Origin of the sequence: Clostridium gelidum, from assembly GCF_019977655.1 — a bacterium.
Lineage (GTDB): Bacteria > Bacillota > Clostridia > Clostridiales > Clostridiaceae > Clostridium > Clostridium gelidum.
The window spans coordinates 3,692,830-3,706,824 of sequence record NZ_AP024849.1 but is presented as its reverse complement, the minus strand read 5'-3'; the positions used below and the strand labels follow the sequence as shown (position 1 = coordinate 3,706,824).

At 28.3% G+C, this 13,995-nt stretch carries 18 protein-coding genes and 1 pseudogene; 17 read left to right on the top strand and 2 right to left on the bottom strand.

Annotated elements, in window-relative coordinates; genetic code table 11:
- Position 1: 1 nt before the first annotated feature.
- The 13 genes and pseudogenes from psyc5s11_RS17060 (at position 2) to psyc5s11_RS17000 (ending at position 10,811) form a co-directional block, all read left to right on the top strand.
- Positions 2-1,450 carry a phage late control D family protein gene (locus tag psyc5s11_RS17060; RefSeq protein ID WP_224033687.1) on the top strand — a complete coding sequence of 483 codons (1,449 nt, stop codon included), beginning with the start codon at positions 2-4 and terminating at the stop codon, positions 1,448-1,450.
- A 78-nt stretch (positions 1,451-1,528) separates the two neighbouring features.
- On the top strand, positions 1,529-2,038 hold the full coding sequence (locus tag psyc5s11_RS17055) for a hypothetical protein (RefSeq protein WP_224033686.1): 510 nt from the start codon (positions 1,529-1,531) through the stop codon (positions 2,036-2,038).
- 2 nt (positions 2,039-2,040) lie between these two features.
- Positions 2,041-2,685 (top strand): hypothetical protein, encoded by a 645-nt coding sequence (locus psyc5s11_RS17050; RefSeq protein WP_224033685.1) that lies wholly within the window; start codon positions 2,041-2,043, stop codon positions 2,683-2,685.
- Positions 2,678-3,646 carry a pentapeptide repeat-containing protein gene (locus psyc5s11_RS17045; protein WP_224033684.1) on the top strand — a complete coding sequence of 323 codons (969 nt, stop codon included), beginning with the start codon at positions 2,678-2,680 and terminating at the stop codon, positions 3,644-3,646. Before psyc5s11_RS17050 ends, psyc5s11_RS17045 begins: the two co-directional genes overlap by 8 nt.
- A 25-nt stretch (positions 3,647-3,671) precedes the next feature.
- Positions 3,672-4,616, top strand: a complete 945-nt coding sequence (locus tag psyc5s11_RS17040; protein ID WP_224033683.1) for a hypothetical protein — start codon at positions 3,672-3,674, stop codon at positions 4,614-4,616.
- A 19-nt stretch (positions 4,617-4,635) separates the two neighbouring features.
- Entirely contained in the window at positions 4,636-5,688 is a 1,053-nt protein-coding gene (locus psyc5s11_RS17035) for a leucine-rich repeat domain-containing protein (RefSeq protein WP_224033682.1), read from the top strand.
- A 331-nt stretch (positions 5,689-6,019) separates the two neighbouring features.
- Positions 6,020-6,787: a hypothetical protein gene (locus psyc5s11_RS17030; protein ID WP_224033681.1), complete on the top strand. Its 768-nt coding sequence runs from the start codon at positions 6,020-6,022 to the stop codon at positions 6,785-6,787.
- Positions 6,788-7,217: 430 nt separating this feature from the next.
- Positions 7,218-7,382, top strand: a pseudogene (locus tag psyc5s11_RS17025) (hypothetical protein); the annotation flags it as partial.
- A 337-nt stretch (positions 7,383-7,719) separates the two neighbouring features.
- A complete protein-coding gene (locus psyc5s11_RS17020; protein ID WP_224033680.1) occupies positions 7,720-8,766 on the top strand; it encodes an N-acetylmuramoyl-L-alanine amidase family protein in 1,047 nt (348 codons plus the stop codon).
- A 520-nt stretch (positions 8,767-9,286) separates the two neighbouring features.
- Complete coding sequence (locus psyc5s11_RS17015; RefSeq protein ID WP_224033679.1) at positions 9,287-9,655, top strand: hypothetical protein; 369 nt, start codon at positions 9,287-9,289, stop codon at positions 9,653-9,655.
- On the top strand, positions 9,640-9,975 hold the full coding sequence (locus tag psyc5s11_RS17010) for a pentapeptide repeat-containing protein (RefSeq protein WP_224033678.1): 336 nt from the start codon (positions 9,640-9,642) through the stop codon (positions 9,973-9,975). The genes psyc5s11_RS17015 and psyc5s11_RS17010 overlap by 16 nt, the downstream gene beginning before the upstream one ends.
- Before the next feature lie 25 nt (positions 9,976-10,000).
- Positions 10,001-10,420 carry a hypothetical protein gene (locus tag psyc5s11_RS17005; RefSeq protein WP_224033677.1) on the top strand — a complete coding sequence of 140 codons (420 nt, stop codon included), beginning with the start codon at positions 10,001-10,003 and terminating at the stop codon, positions 10,418-10,420.
- Positions 10,362-10,811, top strand: a complete 450-nt coding sequence (locus psyc5s11_RS17000) for a suppressor of fused domain protein (protein ID WP_258712347.1) — start codon at positions 10,362-10,364, stop codon at positions 10,809-10,811. The genes psyc5s11_RS17005 and psyc5s11_RS17000 overlap by 59 nt, the downstream gene beginning before the upstream one ends.
- A 159-nt stretch (positions 10,812-10,970) precedes the next feature.
- Here psyc5s11_RS17000 and psyc5s11_RS16995 read toward each other — a convergent pair whose 3' ends face one another.
- Positions 10,971-11,270, bottom strand: coding sequence for a Uma2 family endonuclease (locus psyc5s11_RS16995; RefSeq protein ID WP_224038212.1), 300 nt, complete (start codon positions 11,268-11,270; stop codon positions 10,971-10,973).
- 256 nt (positions 11,271-11,526) lie between these two features.
- Positions 11,527-12,108 carry a helix-turn-helix domain-containing protein gene (locus psyc5s11_RS16990; RefSeq protein WP_224033675.1) on the bottom strand — a complete coding sequence of 194 codons (582 nt, stop codon included), beginning with the start codon at positions 12,106-12,108 and terminating at the stop codon, positions 11,527-11,529.
- 150 nt (positions 12,109-12,258) lie between these two features.
- Here psyc5s11_RS16990 and psyc5s11_RS16985 point away from each other — a divergent pair, with 150 nt between their 5' ends.
- Genes psyc5s11_RS16985 through psyc5s11_RS16975 form a run of 4 tightly spaced genes read left to right on the top strand, consistent with a single transcriptional unit; the run spans position 12,259 to position 13,954 of the window.
- On the top strand, positions 12,259-12,459 hold the full coding sequence (locus psyc5s11_RS16985) for a helix-turn-helix domain-containing protein (RefSeq protein ID WP_224033674.1): 201 nt from the start codon (positions 12,259-12,261) through the stop codon (positions 12,457-12,459).
- 54 nt (positions 12,460-12,513) lie between these two features.
- A complete protein-coding gene (locus tag psyc5s11_RS16980; RefSeq protein WP_224033673.1) occupies positions 12,514-12,705 on the top strand; it encodes a hypothetical protein in 192 nt (63 codons plus the stop codon).
- Between the two features lie 15 nt (positions 12,706-12,720).
- Complete coding sequence (locus psyc5s11_RS27915; RefSeq protein WP_258712346.1) at positions 12,721-12,852, top strand: hypothetical protein; 132 nt, start codon at positions 12,721-12,723, stop codon at positions 12,850-12,852.
- Complete coding sequence (locus tag psyc5s11_RS16975; protein ID WP_224033672.1) at positions 12,839-13,954, top strand: phage replisome organizer N-terminal domain-containing protein; 1,116 nt, start codon at positions 12,839-12,841, stop codon at positions 13,952-13,954. The genes psyc5s11_RS27915 and psyc5s11_RS16975 overlap by 14 nt, the downstream gene beginning before the upstream one ends.
- Positions 13,955-13,995 lie beyond the last annotated feature (41 nt).

The following is a 13,995-nucleotide window of genomic DNA, read 5'->3' as shown; positions in this document are numbered from 1 at the left end:
AATGACTATTAATTATGAAAATGTACAAGTAGAACTACCTTATGAAATCTTGTATATTGAAGATTTACATTTAGTAGCAGAAGTAAATGAACATCATAAAGTAAGTTTAGAGGCTCTGATAGAAGAAGAAAATGCAGAAAAGTATTTAGAGGAAAGTGTAGAAGGCAAGGAAATTAAATTATTTATTGATGAGAAAGTTATTTATGTTGGAAAAATAATAAAACTTGAAATCTCTTATAAAGGACAAGTTGCTCATTTAAAATTAAACACTATTTCCTATTCTTATGATTTAGATATTAAAAAGCATAAACAATCTTTCGTTAATTTACAAAGTACATATGAGGATGTAATTAGAGATGTTTTAAAGAAATATACTAAAACAGATTTTAAGGACAATATAACTTATGGGAAGTGCATAAAAAATTTACTTGTTCAATATGAAGAAACAGACTTTGAATTTTTAAGGCGACTAGCTACACATTTTGAGACAGTACTAGTGGTAGATGCAACTAGTGATTCAAGTAGGTTCCATTTTGGAGTAGAAGCAATTTATAAAGATGTAGAATTAGGATCTACTTTTAGGGAGATTAAAACAAGCTTTGAGAATTTTAATAAGATAAGCAGTAGTACAAAAGATGATTTATTTCAGCAAAACTTTATAGGTTGGCAAGTGAAAAGCAATGAATACATTCCATTTTGTAGTGAAATTGTTTATGAAGGTCAAAGAGTTTTTGTATCAAAAGTAGATATGAAAATTATTAAAGGAGAAATAAGTTATAACTATGAACTTAAGTTTTTAAAAGGAATAAAAACAATATATCAAATAAATTCTAAACTTAAAGGAATTAGTTTAGAAGGCATTGTTAAAAAAAGTAGAAATAATGAAATGCAGCTACATTTTTGTATTAATGATTCTTATGATGAAGCAGAAGGTAATAAGTGGTTTGCATATGGAAGAGAAGTTTCAAACTTTTATTGCATGCCAGTATTAGAAAGTAAAGTTCATATTACTTTTTTAACAGGGGATGAAAAAGATACTATTGTTACAAATGCAGTGCGTATTGCAGGATCAAATGCTAAGTATTATGGAAAAATATCAGAGCATAATAATAAATCTTATTCAACAGTAGATGGACAAGAGTTATTAATGACACCAGATATGATTCAAATTGCAGAAGATGATGGAAAAAGTATTCAAATTACCTTGCAAAAAGATGGAAATGTTAGTGTAACAGCTAAAAATATAAGTTTATCTTCAGGTGTGAATATCGAAATAGGAACAAAAGCACCTTCTGATCCTAAGAAAAATCCAATGAAGCCTTCAAGTATTAATATATCAGCTAAAAATAGTGTAATAATTACAAAAAGCGCAAATAAAAGTGTAAATACTGGGCATAGTATGCAGCTTACAGAAGAAAATCATTTAAGAGGAATTGTTAAAATGCTTTGATATGACAAGTTCATTTAAAATATAGATAAGGATAATGTTAAAAGCTACTTAAAATTAGGGATAAGCAGGGAGAATTAAATGAAATATTTTGAAATGTTAGAGGATCCAAGAATACAGTACAGATATAGAATAGAGAGTTTAGAATGGGAAGAAAAAGAAGGAAAAACTTTTGGTATAGGATATTTCAAAGGAGATGAAGAAAGTTTACCTGATTTTATAATTTATAAAAAGCATTTTTTAGCTTCATTAGAGTTGAAAAATGTAATGGAGATGTATACTGATGAATTAAAGTTTAGTTTAGTGATTTTTAATAATATAGAATTGCAGATGCAAAAAGAATATTACAGTATAGAAGCGCCATTAGTAGAAGGATTAGGAGAACAAACTACATACCATAAAGATGATTCTGTAGATAAAAAAGTACTAAGTCATAAAAAATTACAGGATTATAAAGTATTTAGATTAAAAGAACTTGAACCTACTCAGTTTTCAAGACCTCATGTTTTTGTTGATTTAGATATTGTAGAAAGTGCTTTAAGAAGAGAGTTATGGGGAATAGCTTTTGAAAAAACGCTGGTGGAGGAATAGAAATGGAATTTATGGACGAAAAAATTGCAAGTCTACAAAAGCAAGCACAAATGGCAAGGAAATATAATCAATTGAAAAAAGATGAATATGAAGAAGTAATTGAAGAGGAAGAGATAAAGGAATTAACGCAAGAAGAAGTTACTTTAGCTATAAAGGATGGAGCATTAGAGCAAAATGGAGAGAATTTAATCTTTGAAAGTAAGTCATGTTTTGAAGGAAAAGTGATTATTCCTATGCTTAAAGATTTTTTTGATGAATATGAAGAAAATGATATAAGTTATTGTTGGAATAAAAAGCAAGTATTAAGTGTTTTATTAAGTAAAACAGAATTTCAAGAGGATATTGATAATATTGATAACTTCAAAGAAAAAGCTAAAAACTTTCTCAAAGAAAAGAGTATGTACATAGAATTTTCAGATGAAGAAAAACAGGAATATAAAAATTATACAAAATATATAATTACCTCAAGAATGCCAACTGCATTAGATTATATATATCAATATATAGTGTATATTGATTTAGAAACTGAGTGTATTTCAATGTTATTTACATGCTTAGAAAAGGATAAAAAGCAATGGGAAAAAATTATTATAGGAATATCAGATCTTATTGAGATTAATGAGGGAGATAAGGAAAATAATGAATGAAGTTGAAGAAAAGTTTTTAAAAGAAGAGGCAGAACCGATTTTTAATAAATATAAAAAGGAAGTTCTCTTAAAGATTTTAGAAAATGAAGAAAGATTTAAAGGGCAAGTGTTAGAAGTTATAGAGAATATAGCTAAGAAATCAAAAGAAAAAGAAGAGTATAAAGTTAAGTACATAGATTTTTCAGTACTTCAAATTGGTATATTAGATGAAACTTATGAAGTAACAGCAATTGCTTATGATAAAAATTGGTATGCAGATGAAGGGATATGGGAAGTATTTAGCCTTGATTATATTTTTGAAGGCTTAAAAGAAATTAAAGATAAGCTATATAAAGATATTAAAAAGTATGTGTGGAAAATAAGACCTTGTAGTATTGACCAATATATTTTAAGGCAAATTCCTATATTTAATATTTATTTCACCTATTTTATTATTAATTGGTTAAAACAGTGGGATGAAGAAATAAGTTTTAGAGAAATGCCAAAATTAGAAGTATTTCAAATAACATGGGGAGATTATAAAAATTATTCACAGAAGGTGTACAACTATGATAGCACAATAAAAACTGAAGAAATGTTTAAGGAAAAAATGCAAAATGGAAAATCAGAGGATATAGTATTTTCAACATGGCCAAGCTTAAAAGCAGATAAAGCTAGAATTCAAGATAAAGATATAAGTTGCATGTCTTTAAAAGAATCAGAACTTAAAAATATCCTTTTCTCATCATGTGTAGCCTTAGGATTAAATTTTAAAAAAGCACATTTAGAAAGATGTCATTTTAGAAACTGTGATTTAGGATCAAGCGATTTTACAGAGAGCATATTAGATGAAGTCATTTTTGAAAATTGTGTTTTAAGAAATATAAGTTTTAAGGATACACAGTTCAAAAAAGTATATTTAGTTAATGGTAAAAAAGTAACCAATGTACTAAAGGAAGAAGACTTGCAATGCTCAATATGATAATATAGAAAGGAGATGAGAGATTATGCCAGTAGTACTAGTATTTATGGGCGTAGCAGCACTTGTCACTGGAATATCTGCATTAGTAGTGCATAATAGTATTTCAAAATCTACTTCAAGCTCAAATATATTAAGTGAAATTGGAGAAGCTAAAGAAAATTTAGATAAAGAAATTAAAACAAAGTTATTTTTAGGAACTGTAACTATAATAGCTTATATTGCAGAGCGAGAACAAATGAAGAAGAAGCAACAGGAAGAAATGTTACAAAGTATAGGAGGCGGAGTAGCAGCATCTACAGAATTAAGTACTGCAGCTACGATTAAAGTTGCACAAGATACTATTGCAGAGTTACAAACGGAACAAGGACAGGGAATTGGATCAACAACAAGTCAAACAACAGAAGTAAGTGGTTCAGTTGCAATAACCAATGATGGTTCAATTATTCCACCATTAATTCCGCCAGCAATAGATGATGGTCCGATTACTCCACCATTAAATCCACCAGCAATACCAGATGCAGGTCAAATTACTCCACCATTGATTCCGCCAGTAATAGATGCAGGTCAAATTACTAAGCCATTAATTCCACCACCAGATGATGGCCCAATTATTCCACCATTAATTCCGCCAGCGCTGAAGGAATTGGAGGATTATATACTTTGGGCAACATATAATGATTTACCTAATGATGGAGTATGGCCAAAATGGAATGAAGGAACAGATACTGTAGGAGAGTTTAAGAATGAGTTAGATAAACTTTTTGGACAAGAGGGGCATTTTAAAAAAGATGGTCCAAATTCAAAAGGAAGAAAGCGATATGAGTGGGTTTTACCGGATGGGACTATAGTCTGGTGGGAACGTCATCCATATGATAGAAAAAATGGTGCACCAACTAGTCATACGGAGCCACATTATCATGTTAATACAAGTTCAAACCCTCATGGGACAGGTTTTGAGGGAACAGATTAATATATGAGGAGTAATAGATATGAAAGTAGTATTTGAAGATAAACAATTTGAAGATGATGTAAGAAAAAGTATAAATAATTTAGAAGGGGATATTACTAAAGAAGAGCTAATTAACCTTACTGAACTAAGTATTGGTCATTATAGTGATGAGCCATGGGTTAGAAGTTTAGAAGGTATACAATACTGTGAGAATTTGAAAAAAATAGAGCTGATAGAAATTGGTATAAGCGATATTTCCATGCTTAAAAATCTCAAGAATTTGGAGTATCTTGACTTGACTGGCAATTATATAAAAGACATTGATGATATTAGTAATCTTAAATCAATAGAATATTTAAATCTATCATATAACCCTATTGAAAATGTAGATATAGTTGAAAGTTTACCCAATTTGAAATGTTTGAATTTATTTGAAACACCTACAAAGTTTCCTAAATTGATGTATCCTATGAAGATATTATCTATAGGTATTCCTAATAATTGTATGGATTTGAAATTTCTAATTAAGTATGAAAATGTTAAAGAGATTTTTTTACCAAAATGGATAGAAGATTTCAATATTGCTAAAAGGTATATAAAAAAAATTGATGAGATAGAGAAAATAGATTTACTCAATAGTAAAATAAAGACTTTAAATTCTTTAGAAGGGTTTACAAATTTAAAAACATTATGTTTAGTTGGAAATAGTATTGAGGATATTACAGGACTAAAATATTTAAAGGATTTAGTTGAACTTGATTTAGGTATAAATGAAATTAGGGATATTTCGTGTATTAGCCAGTTGGAAAAACTTGAAAGCTTATCATTAGATTCAAATTCAATTGAAGATATTGGTGTTTTAGAAAATCTCAAAAATTTAAAGAAATTGAGTTTAATGGAATGTAGAGTAAAAGATATTTCAGTATTGAAATACCTAGTAAATTTGGAGGAATTATATTTAGACTATAATCAAATTACAGATATAAGTAGCATTGAAAATTTATCTAAATTGAAAGTATTGTGGCTATATGGCAACAAAATAAATAATAAAGAAATTCTTAAAAAACTAAATTTGGAAGATCTTATTTATTAAAAAATATATAGTTGTATGTTGAATTGTATATATAATTAATCAGGAAATTTAGCAGTGATTTAGGATTAATATTATAGTAGACTTGAATCAATTTATATTTAGTCTTATAAATTGATTCTTTTTTGTAGAGTAATTTTAGAATTATGTTAATAAGCTGGGTTAGTATGAAAATATATGGTTATGTAGCAGTAGAGTAGCAAGAGGTTATAGTGTAAATGATCAAGTTGTTGTAGATAATGCACATTTGAATACGGATGTGGGAAATGTTCATCATTGGTTTAATGATAAGCCAAAGAAAAATAAAAAGAAAAAATAGAAAGAGGTATATATTATGTATAACATTAGACACTTTGGACTATTAGACCAAGAAAGTCAATTAGAAATTTTAGAATGTTTTATAAAGGATGATGAAGATTTATTATTTCAACATAATGGAAGAGATCCAATAAAAGAAGAAGATATAACATACGAGTATATAATATCTGAAAGAGATGATAATTTTGAGTATTTTTGCCAAGATGCATTTTTTTATTATGATAAAACAGTGAAGGAAAACATAGAAAAAATGGTGAAGAAAATATTGTTTGAAAGTATATATGGTAGAAATGATATTTATGATTTAGAGAAACGAAATGAAATAGAAGAAAAACTCTATAAAGAGTTAAAAGAAGATGATTTAGATATAGATGATGAAGTATTAGAAAAAATTAAAAATATAATATACATAGAAAATTATAATAATAACTATGATAAAGTGGAAGAAGAATTTGTATCTCAAAGAGAAGTATTTATCAATAATTCGTATGTAAATGAAGAAGGGAAAAAAAGTATTGAAGGAACAATGAAATGGTATAAACCACAAAATAAAGAAGAATATTTACATGCAATGAAGCAGGAAATTTTCTATGGATGTATAGCATTAAAAAGAGGTTCAAATTTTGAAGAACATTCATATGCTTTAGCCTATTATGAAACAGCTGAAGATTATGATTTAATGGTTTTTGAAAATAATGAGGATGACTTTAAAAATGTAGTGCTTAATAAAATAAAAGCTAAGAATTTAGAAGTTCTAAAAAATATACATAGAGTAGAGCCGTAAGATAAAGGATATGCTTGACTTATAAAGTAATTAATTATGTATTAATATCAATAAAAGACAAAACATAAGTTTATGAATAATTCTGTAGTAACTTTAAGGTACAAAGCTAATAACCAATGTTAAAACGGTAGTAATAGTTTCAAAATGAGCTGTTACTACCATTATTTTAGATCTTAAAGGGTAGAATATGATAGCAAAGTTAACAGCAAGTAAATTAGACAACAGAAGTAAATCCCAAGAAGGCGAGCTAGTACATGAGTGTATTTAACGAAAATAAGATAGTAGCAAAAGCCGCATTTAATGCGTTTGGGGGGAAAACCATCAGTTTTAAAATATTGGGACGATAAAAAAGAAAGTTCAATCAAAACTTTTAGAAAATTAGGGAAGATTAAATTTGAAAAAAGCACATTTATAAAGATGCCATTTTAGAAACTGTGATTTAGGAGCAAGTGATTTTACTGAAAGTATAGTAGATGAAGTTATTTTTGAAAACTGTGTTTTAAGAAATATAAATTTTAAGGATACACAGTTCAATCCTGGGGGACAGATGGAAGGACTATTAATATATATTTTGATTTGCTCTAATAAAAGTTAGACATGAAATAAAACGAGTATGTAAAAATAGTAGCATCATTGATTTTGTTTAATTACATGAAAAATACGATTAGTACATTATGTATTTTGTAAATGTACACTATAAATATATGAAGTATTCTTATGGTGATGCATTGAATTACATAATATACGTTTTGTGTATCAATACACATTTTATGGTATAATTATATGGTGGAAAATATACAAGGGGGAAAGATAATAGTAATCCAAAAGAAAATGAAGGTAATACAGTTGAAAATGTAAATATATCATAAAACTTAAAAAATTGTATTATCAAAATTGTAATTTATGAAAAATAAATTTGAGGGGAAAATATAATGACTAAAAAAATAACAGCGGCTTTATATATTGCAGCAACTTTAATGATGGTGTGGACTATATGGGGATTAGTGAATTTGGGACATAGAGATGCTACTGGAGTAACTATGACGGAAAAGTCTCACCCTATTACTGGTTGGAATCAAAAAGATAGTATGTGGTACTATTTGGGGAATGATGGAAAAGAGGTAACTGGATGGATAAGAGATGGAGAAAATTATTACTATCTTAAAGATGATGGAAGCATGGCAGTTGGAAAAGAAGAAATTAAGAATTCTATGTATGAATTTGATCAAAATGGTGTATTATTATGTAACTCTATTGTAGACGACGAATTATTGCCTAACAGCATTTTACCTTCAAGAGAAAAATTTGAAGAAGCTCCTAAATGCACTTGGTTTGAAGACAATGGGAATACTTATTTTAGAATGGATAAAAGTGTTGCTTCTGGACCATTGGACATAGATGGAGAGTCATATTCCTTTGATAAAAATGGAGTGATGTTAAAATGTGTTGCAGTTACTTCAACTTATGGAGCAAAGTTCCTATATGGCAATGATGGAAAGTATATAAAAGTAAATTATGGTAATTTGATGAATATGGTGCCTTATGGTGTAATTATAACAAAATCAAGTATTGATAATCGGAAAGTGTTATTAGATGATAGTAACATGATGGAAATAAGTCAAGTGAGCTCAAAAGGTGAAATAGTTGACGGGAAAGGAATTAAGGCAACAGAAGATATAACAAAACTACAAGCAGAAACAAAAGGAAAAACTTTATATTGTAAACCTAAGCAAATTGTTCAATTAGGAAATATTAAGGTAAGTGGGACTGATGCTAATGGATTATTGTTTCCGAGGCTTGTAATAATGTCTAAATCTTCTGATGAAAGCATTGCATATGCAGGTGTTGATGCAAGTTTAAAGGATGGTTATATCAATGAACTTCATCCTGAAATTCTAGTATATAAACCAGGAAATACTACTGTTACTATAGATGTTAATGGAACACAAACCACATTTGAAATTGTCGTAAGCCAATAGAAAAAAGCAACTTCAACACTTTGTATCTCAGAAGTACCCCGGGGAGAACAAAAATTTCCAAGTTCAAGTATACCATTAAATGCAGATTTAGTCGGAGCAAGTAAATCACTTTGTTCTTCACTACGGGCACAGACCCTTGTGTAATATAAAAATGAATCTATAATGATTCAAAAATTTTAAATATAGTTAAATATGTCTTATAATTAAAACTAGGGCTAATGTTTCAAATAAAAATGGAACATTAGCCCTAATTTTAGTTAAAGAAAAGTTTTTAAAAGAAGAGGCGGAACCAATTTTTAATGAATATAAAAAGGAAGTTCTCTTAAAGATTTTAGAAAATAAAGAAAGATTTAAAGGGCAAGTGTTAAAAGTTCTAGAGAATATCGGGAGTAAAGGAAAGAGAAGATGACTATAAAGTTGAACACATAGATTTTTCAGTACTTCAAATTGGAATGTTAGATGAAACTTATGAAGTAACAGCTATTGGTTATGATAAAGATTGGTATGTAAATGAAGGTATATGGGAAGTATATTTAGCATTGACTATATTTTTGAAGGCTTAAAAGAAATTAAAGATAAGCTCTATAAAGATATTAAAAAGTATGTGTGGAAAATAAGACCATGTAGTATTGACCAATATATTTTAAGACAAATTCCTATATTTAATAATTATTTCACTTATTTTCTTATTAACTGGTTAAAGCAGTGGGATGAAGAAATAAGTTTCAAAGAAATGCCGAAATCCGAAGTACTTCAAGTAACCTGGGGAGATTATAAAAATTATTCACAGAAGGTGTATTACTATGATAGTGCTGTAAAAACAGAAGAAATGTTTAAAGAAATTATGAAAAACAGGAAGATACAGTTTTCTCGATGTGGACAGGCTTAAAAGTAGATAGAGTTAAAATTGAGAATAAAGATATAAGCTGCATGGAGTTAAAGGAAAGTGAACTAAAAAACATATTTTTTTCATCTTCTATGGCAGTAGGATTGAATTTAAAAAAAGCAAATTTAAAGAATTGCTATTTCAGAAACTGTGATTTAGGAGCTAGTGATTTCACAGAAAGTAATTTAGAAGAAGTTGTTTTTGAAAACTGTATATTAAGAAATATAAGCTTTAAGGATGCACAGTTTAAAAATGTATATTTGAGTAATGGTACAAAAGTAAAAATTGTACTTAAGGAAGAAGATTTACAATGCTCAATATGATAATATAGAAAGGAGATGAGGCATTATGCCAGCAGTACTATTATTTATAGGTGTAGCAGCACTTGTAACTGGAATATCTGCATTAGCAATGCATAATAGTGTTTCAAAATCTAATAGTAAATCTACTTCAAGCATAAATATATTAAGTGAAATTAAAGAAACTAAAGAAAATTTAGATCAAGAAATTAAAACAAAGTTATTTCTTGGAACTGTAACTATAATAGCTTATATTCAATATAAAGAACAAATGAAAAAGCATCAACAGGAAGAAATATTACAAAGTATAGGCGGTGGAGTAGCAGCATCTACAGAATTAAGTACTGCAGTTACGATGAAAGTTGCACAAGATACTATTGCAGAGTTACAAACGGAACAAGGACAGGGAATTGGAACAACAACAAGTAACATCTTACTCGACGATAGGTATTTCAGGATATTCTATTAGTTATGCAACAGAGAATATACCTTTGCGTGTTGAAATAGTAGGCTCATGTGCTTCTAGTTTTGATTGCTTTGCGAATATATTGGCAAGTTGTGCCTTTAATATAATCAATACTAAATTTACATGTTATCCAGGTGCTATATTTCAAAATGTAATAAAGTTTTATATGCCTAATAGTTCAATGAAACATATTTTGTTTATGTCACCTTTTCTTTGGGAGAATAGCCTAAAAACTCTAAATCTTGAAGATAAAAAAGTAGCATGGTTACTTGCAGTTCCAATTTCTGAAGAAGAGTTCAAGTATGCAAATGATAAAGGCATTGATGTATTAGAAGAACTTTTTGAAGAAGAACAAATAGACATTTTTAATTTAAATAGGAAATCAGTACAATAATAAAAGTGATTGCAAAATATTAAAATATCGTACTGTAAAAATGATACAATGTTTAATATTGGAGGATGTTCTGCAGAAGTGGGAAAAGAAGAGGTAAAGACATAAAAATGGCTGTATTACAAGGTATCAAAACCAAGTAATACAGCCATTCTTTATTAGTTAAATATCAATAGAATTAAAGTCTATTTCAAGATTATCATATATATTTACTTTAACTTTATCTTGGAATGTATAAGAGTTTGGAGCATCATATCCATTATCAGTTAATGTATAAACGAAGATATTTTTCTTCATAGGATTAACAATCCAATATTCTTTTACTTTGAACTGCTCATATAGGTTCAACTTCTTAATGTAATCATTCCTTGGGTTAAAAGCGGATACTACTTCAACAATCATATCTGGTGAACCAGTGCAGCCCTTATCAGTTAATTTATTTTTATCGCATATAACTGATATATCAGGTTGTGATTAATAAGTTCCTTATTGTGCTTTGCACTCTTTTTATATGTGTATATTTTTACTATTTTCTATCTCTTCGTTATCATTATTTAGTATTACATCAAATGGTGCTGGGTAAACTTCACATGGACCATTATTATTTTCGATATACTGTCTTATTTTATAAGAAATATCCATTATTATTTTACAAAAACGCAACACTTAATAAAGGGGTGGCAATAAAACTTTAAGAAAGCAAAAGGAAAATTTTGCATTATGTGATTGTTGTTAAGAAATTATTCTTTTCATATTGTTTAGTATTACAAGAAACAATTTTTTCATTGTCATTAATTACATTTCTTTCGTGAGACTTAAAGGTTACAAATCTATAAAATAAAATGGATAATTCCTGTAAGTCTTCTTCTGTAAAATTATTAAATTCATCTAAAGGACATAAAGATAAAACAAACTTAAAATACTCATGGGGTTTCATTTTTATTGTTTTCCAGTTAAATGAATCAAAAAAGTATTTGTTATATATTTCATTCATTTCAAATTCATATTGATTACTTTTCTCGCCTTCAACATCAATAGTATTCTTAATATCTTTATCTATGGCTTTAAGAAGTCCTAATTTATTTGCATAAGGATTTACGCTATCACTAGTATCTAATAAGTCAGAGGCTGACATATCTAAAGCTTCTGCTATTTTTAGTAGAATATCTATTGTTGGAGTTCGCTTATTATTCTCATAATTGTAAATAGCATTTCTAGATAAATTGCACTTAATTCCAAACTCTTCTTGAGATAAATTCAATTTCTTTCTATAAAACTTTATTTTCTCTCCTAGTACCATTTATATCATCTCCTAATAATATTCTATTAGAAATTCATACAAATGTAAACAGTAAAGTTAAAAAATATTCGTTGTGGTATTGACTTCATACGGATGTATTCATATAATAAAAATATGGAAAAATAATACAAATGTGTGAAAGAGGTAAGAATGAATATTAATGTAAACAAAATGAGAATTGCTCAGGCAAGTGAATGTTTATCAGTTAATGAATTGGTCAAGAAATCAGGTCTCGGAAGATCTACGGTATCTAAGATAATTAATGGATCTTCAAATCCATCCATGAAAAGTCTTGGACTAATAGCAAAGGCATTAAATATTGAAGTAGTAGAATTATTAGTTGAAGAATAATAAAGGATAATAGTTAGGAAATATTATTAAAAACATTAGAAAGAAGGGATTTAAATGATAAGAAAATTTGTAGGGATGACAGCTAATGATCTAATAGAAATATTAAGAGAAGTACCAAGAGACACAAAAGTATGCATTGAAATGCTAGGGGAAAACTTTCCAATAAAGCAAGTTGAGTTATGTATTTATTATGATTGGAATAAGGGAAAGAAGCTGCAAGAGCATAGAGGGATTCTAATTAAATAATGAAAGAGAGGAGTAATGGTGAATTTTAAAGTTTTAAAATACTATGTGTTTACCTGTAGATTAATAGAAGTTACTCCATCTTTTGATGGTCTTGAAAAATTCAAAAAATTTTATGTGTGGGAGAGTAATAAGTATGGCAGAGGCTAAATGGGTTAAATTTGAAGTTAATATGTTTGAGGATACAAAGCTTAAGATAATTGATAGTATGGATAAACGAGATTTGATCATCTATATTTGGACAAGACTTCTTGTTTTAGCTGGGAAAGCAAATCGTGGTGGTCATTTATACGTTACTTATAATATAGCGTATACCATTAAAACTCTTGCAATAGAATTTAATAGAAGTATAGATGATGTGAAATTTGCGATTAAAGTATTAAAAAAATTAGAAATGATTGAAGTTACAGAAGATAAGACTTTCAAAATTAAGAATTGGGAAAAGCATCAAAATGTTGAGGGGATGGAAAGGCTTAGAAGTGAAAATAGCAGAAGAGTTGCAAAACATAGAGCTAAAAATAAAGAAATTAAAGTAACAAATTATAAAGAAGATAATGATAAGGTTATTCCAGTTGAAGAAGATAAAGAAAATACTTATGTTTTTAATGAAGAAGTTGTTTACGTTAACCATAATAGTATAGCTGAGACTGATAATAAAGAAATAAAAACAAAAGAATATGATGGTTCCAGTGATAATAGTAATTGTAATGTTACATGTAATGATAATAATTCAAGTTGTAACATTACTGTAATGGAACAGAAGAAGAAAGAGAATAAGAAGAAGATGGAGAAGAAGATAGAGAATGAGAGTGATTTTAATAGGGAGGATGAAGAGGAGAATAATTTAATTGAGGTTTCTGATTCATCACATTCAGCAGAGACCAATGAAAATATTGATAATCAAGCTATAGCTAATTTATTAAAGCATTATGAAAATATAACTGGAATTTGTGGTGGCCTTAATTTAGGGTCTGTTAAATTGGCTATTTCTATGCATGGATATGAAAGTGTAAAGATGGCTGTAAATAAGGCTATAGAAGTAAATAAACCTAACATGACATACATTAATGGGATACTAAAGAATTGGAGAAAAGAAGGGTATCCAAATAAAAGAGAGGAGATTAAAAATGGGTCTAGAAGCGCTGGAAAGAATAACGCAGCAGATAAAAACGAATTTACAGGATTCAAACCAAAGGAATCACGAAAACTCACAGAAGCTGAACGAAAAGGTGCAGAAGATAAGCTCATATAAGTGCGATGAATGCCAAGATACTGGTTGGATTTTAATAAGGC

Excerpts from the sequence above, each read along its gene's own strand:
- psyc5s11_RS17055 (WP_224033686.1), top strand. The coding sequence starts at position 1,529 with ATGAAATATTTTGAAATGTTAGAGGATCCAAGAATACAGTACAGATAT.
- psyc5s11_RS17030 (WP_224033681.1), top strand. The coding sequence starts at position 6,020 with ATGTATAACATTAGACACTTTGGACTATTAGACCAAGAAAGTCAATTA.
- psyc5s11_RS17005 (WP_224033677.1), top strand. The coding sequence starts at position 10,001 with ATGCCAGCAGTACTATTATTTATAGGTGTAGCAGCACTTGTAACTGGA.
- psyc5s11_RS17035 (WP_224033682.1), top strand. The coding sequence starts at position 4,636 with ATGAAAGTAGTATTTGAAGATAAACAATTTGAAGATGATGTAAGAAAA.
- psyc5s11_RS16980 (WP_224033673.1), top strand. The coding sequence starts at position 12,514 with ATGATAAGAAAATTTGTAGGGATGACAGCTAATGATCTAATAGAAATA.
- psyc5s11_RS17020 (WP_224033680.1), top strand. The coding sequence starts at position 7,720 with ATGACTAAAAAAATAACAGCGGCTTTATATATTGCAGCAACTTTAATG.
- psyc5s11_RS17045 (WP_224033684.1), top strand. The coding sequence starts at position 2,678 with ATGAATGAAGTTGAAGAAAAGTTTTTAAAAGAAGAGGCAGAACCGATT.
- psyc5s11_RS16985 (WP_224033674.1), top strand. The coding sequence starts at position 12,259 with ATGAATATTAATGTAAACAAAATGAGAATTGCTCAGGCAAGTGAATGT.
- psyc5s11_RS16990 (WP_224033675.1), bottom strand. The coding sequence starts at position 12,108 with ATGGTACTAGGAGAGAAAATAAAGTTTTATAGAAAGAAATTGAATTTA.
- psyc5s11_RS27915 (WP_258712346.1), top strand. The coding sequence starts at position 12,721 with ATGGTGAATTTTAAAGTTTTAAAATACTATGTGTTTACCTGTAGATTA.
- psyc5s11_RS17040 (WP_224033683.1), top strand. The coding sequence starts at position 3,672 with ATGCCAGTAGTACTAGTATTTATGGGCGTAGCAGCACTTGTCACTGGA.
- psyc5s11_RS16975 (WP_224033672.1), top strand. The coding sequence starts at position 12,839 with ATGGCAGAGGCTAAATGGGTTAAATTTGAAGTTAATATGTTTGAGGAT.
- psyc5s11_RS17060 (WP_224033687.1), top strand. The coding sequence starts at position 2 with ATGACTATTAATTATGAAAATGTACAAGTAGAACTACCTTATGAAATC.
- psyc5s11_RS17050 (WP_224033685.1), top strand. The coding sequence starts at position 2,041 with ATGGAATTTATGGACGAAAAAATTGCAAGTCTACAAAAGCAAGCACAA.
- psyc5s11_RS17015 (WP_224033679.1), top strand. The coding sequence starts at position 9,287 with ATGGGAAGTATATTTAGCATTGACTATATTTTTGAAGGCTTAAAAGAA.
- psyc5s11_RS17010 (WP_224033678.1), top strand. The coding sequence starts at position 9,640 with ATGTGGACAGGCTTAAAAGTAGATAGAGTTAAAATTGAGAATAAAGAT.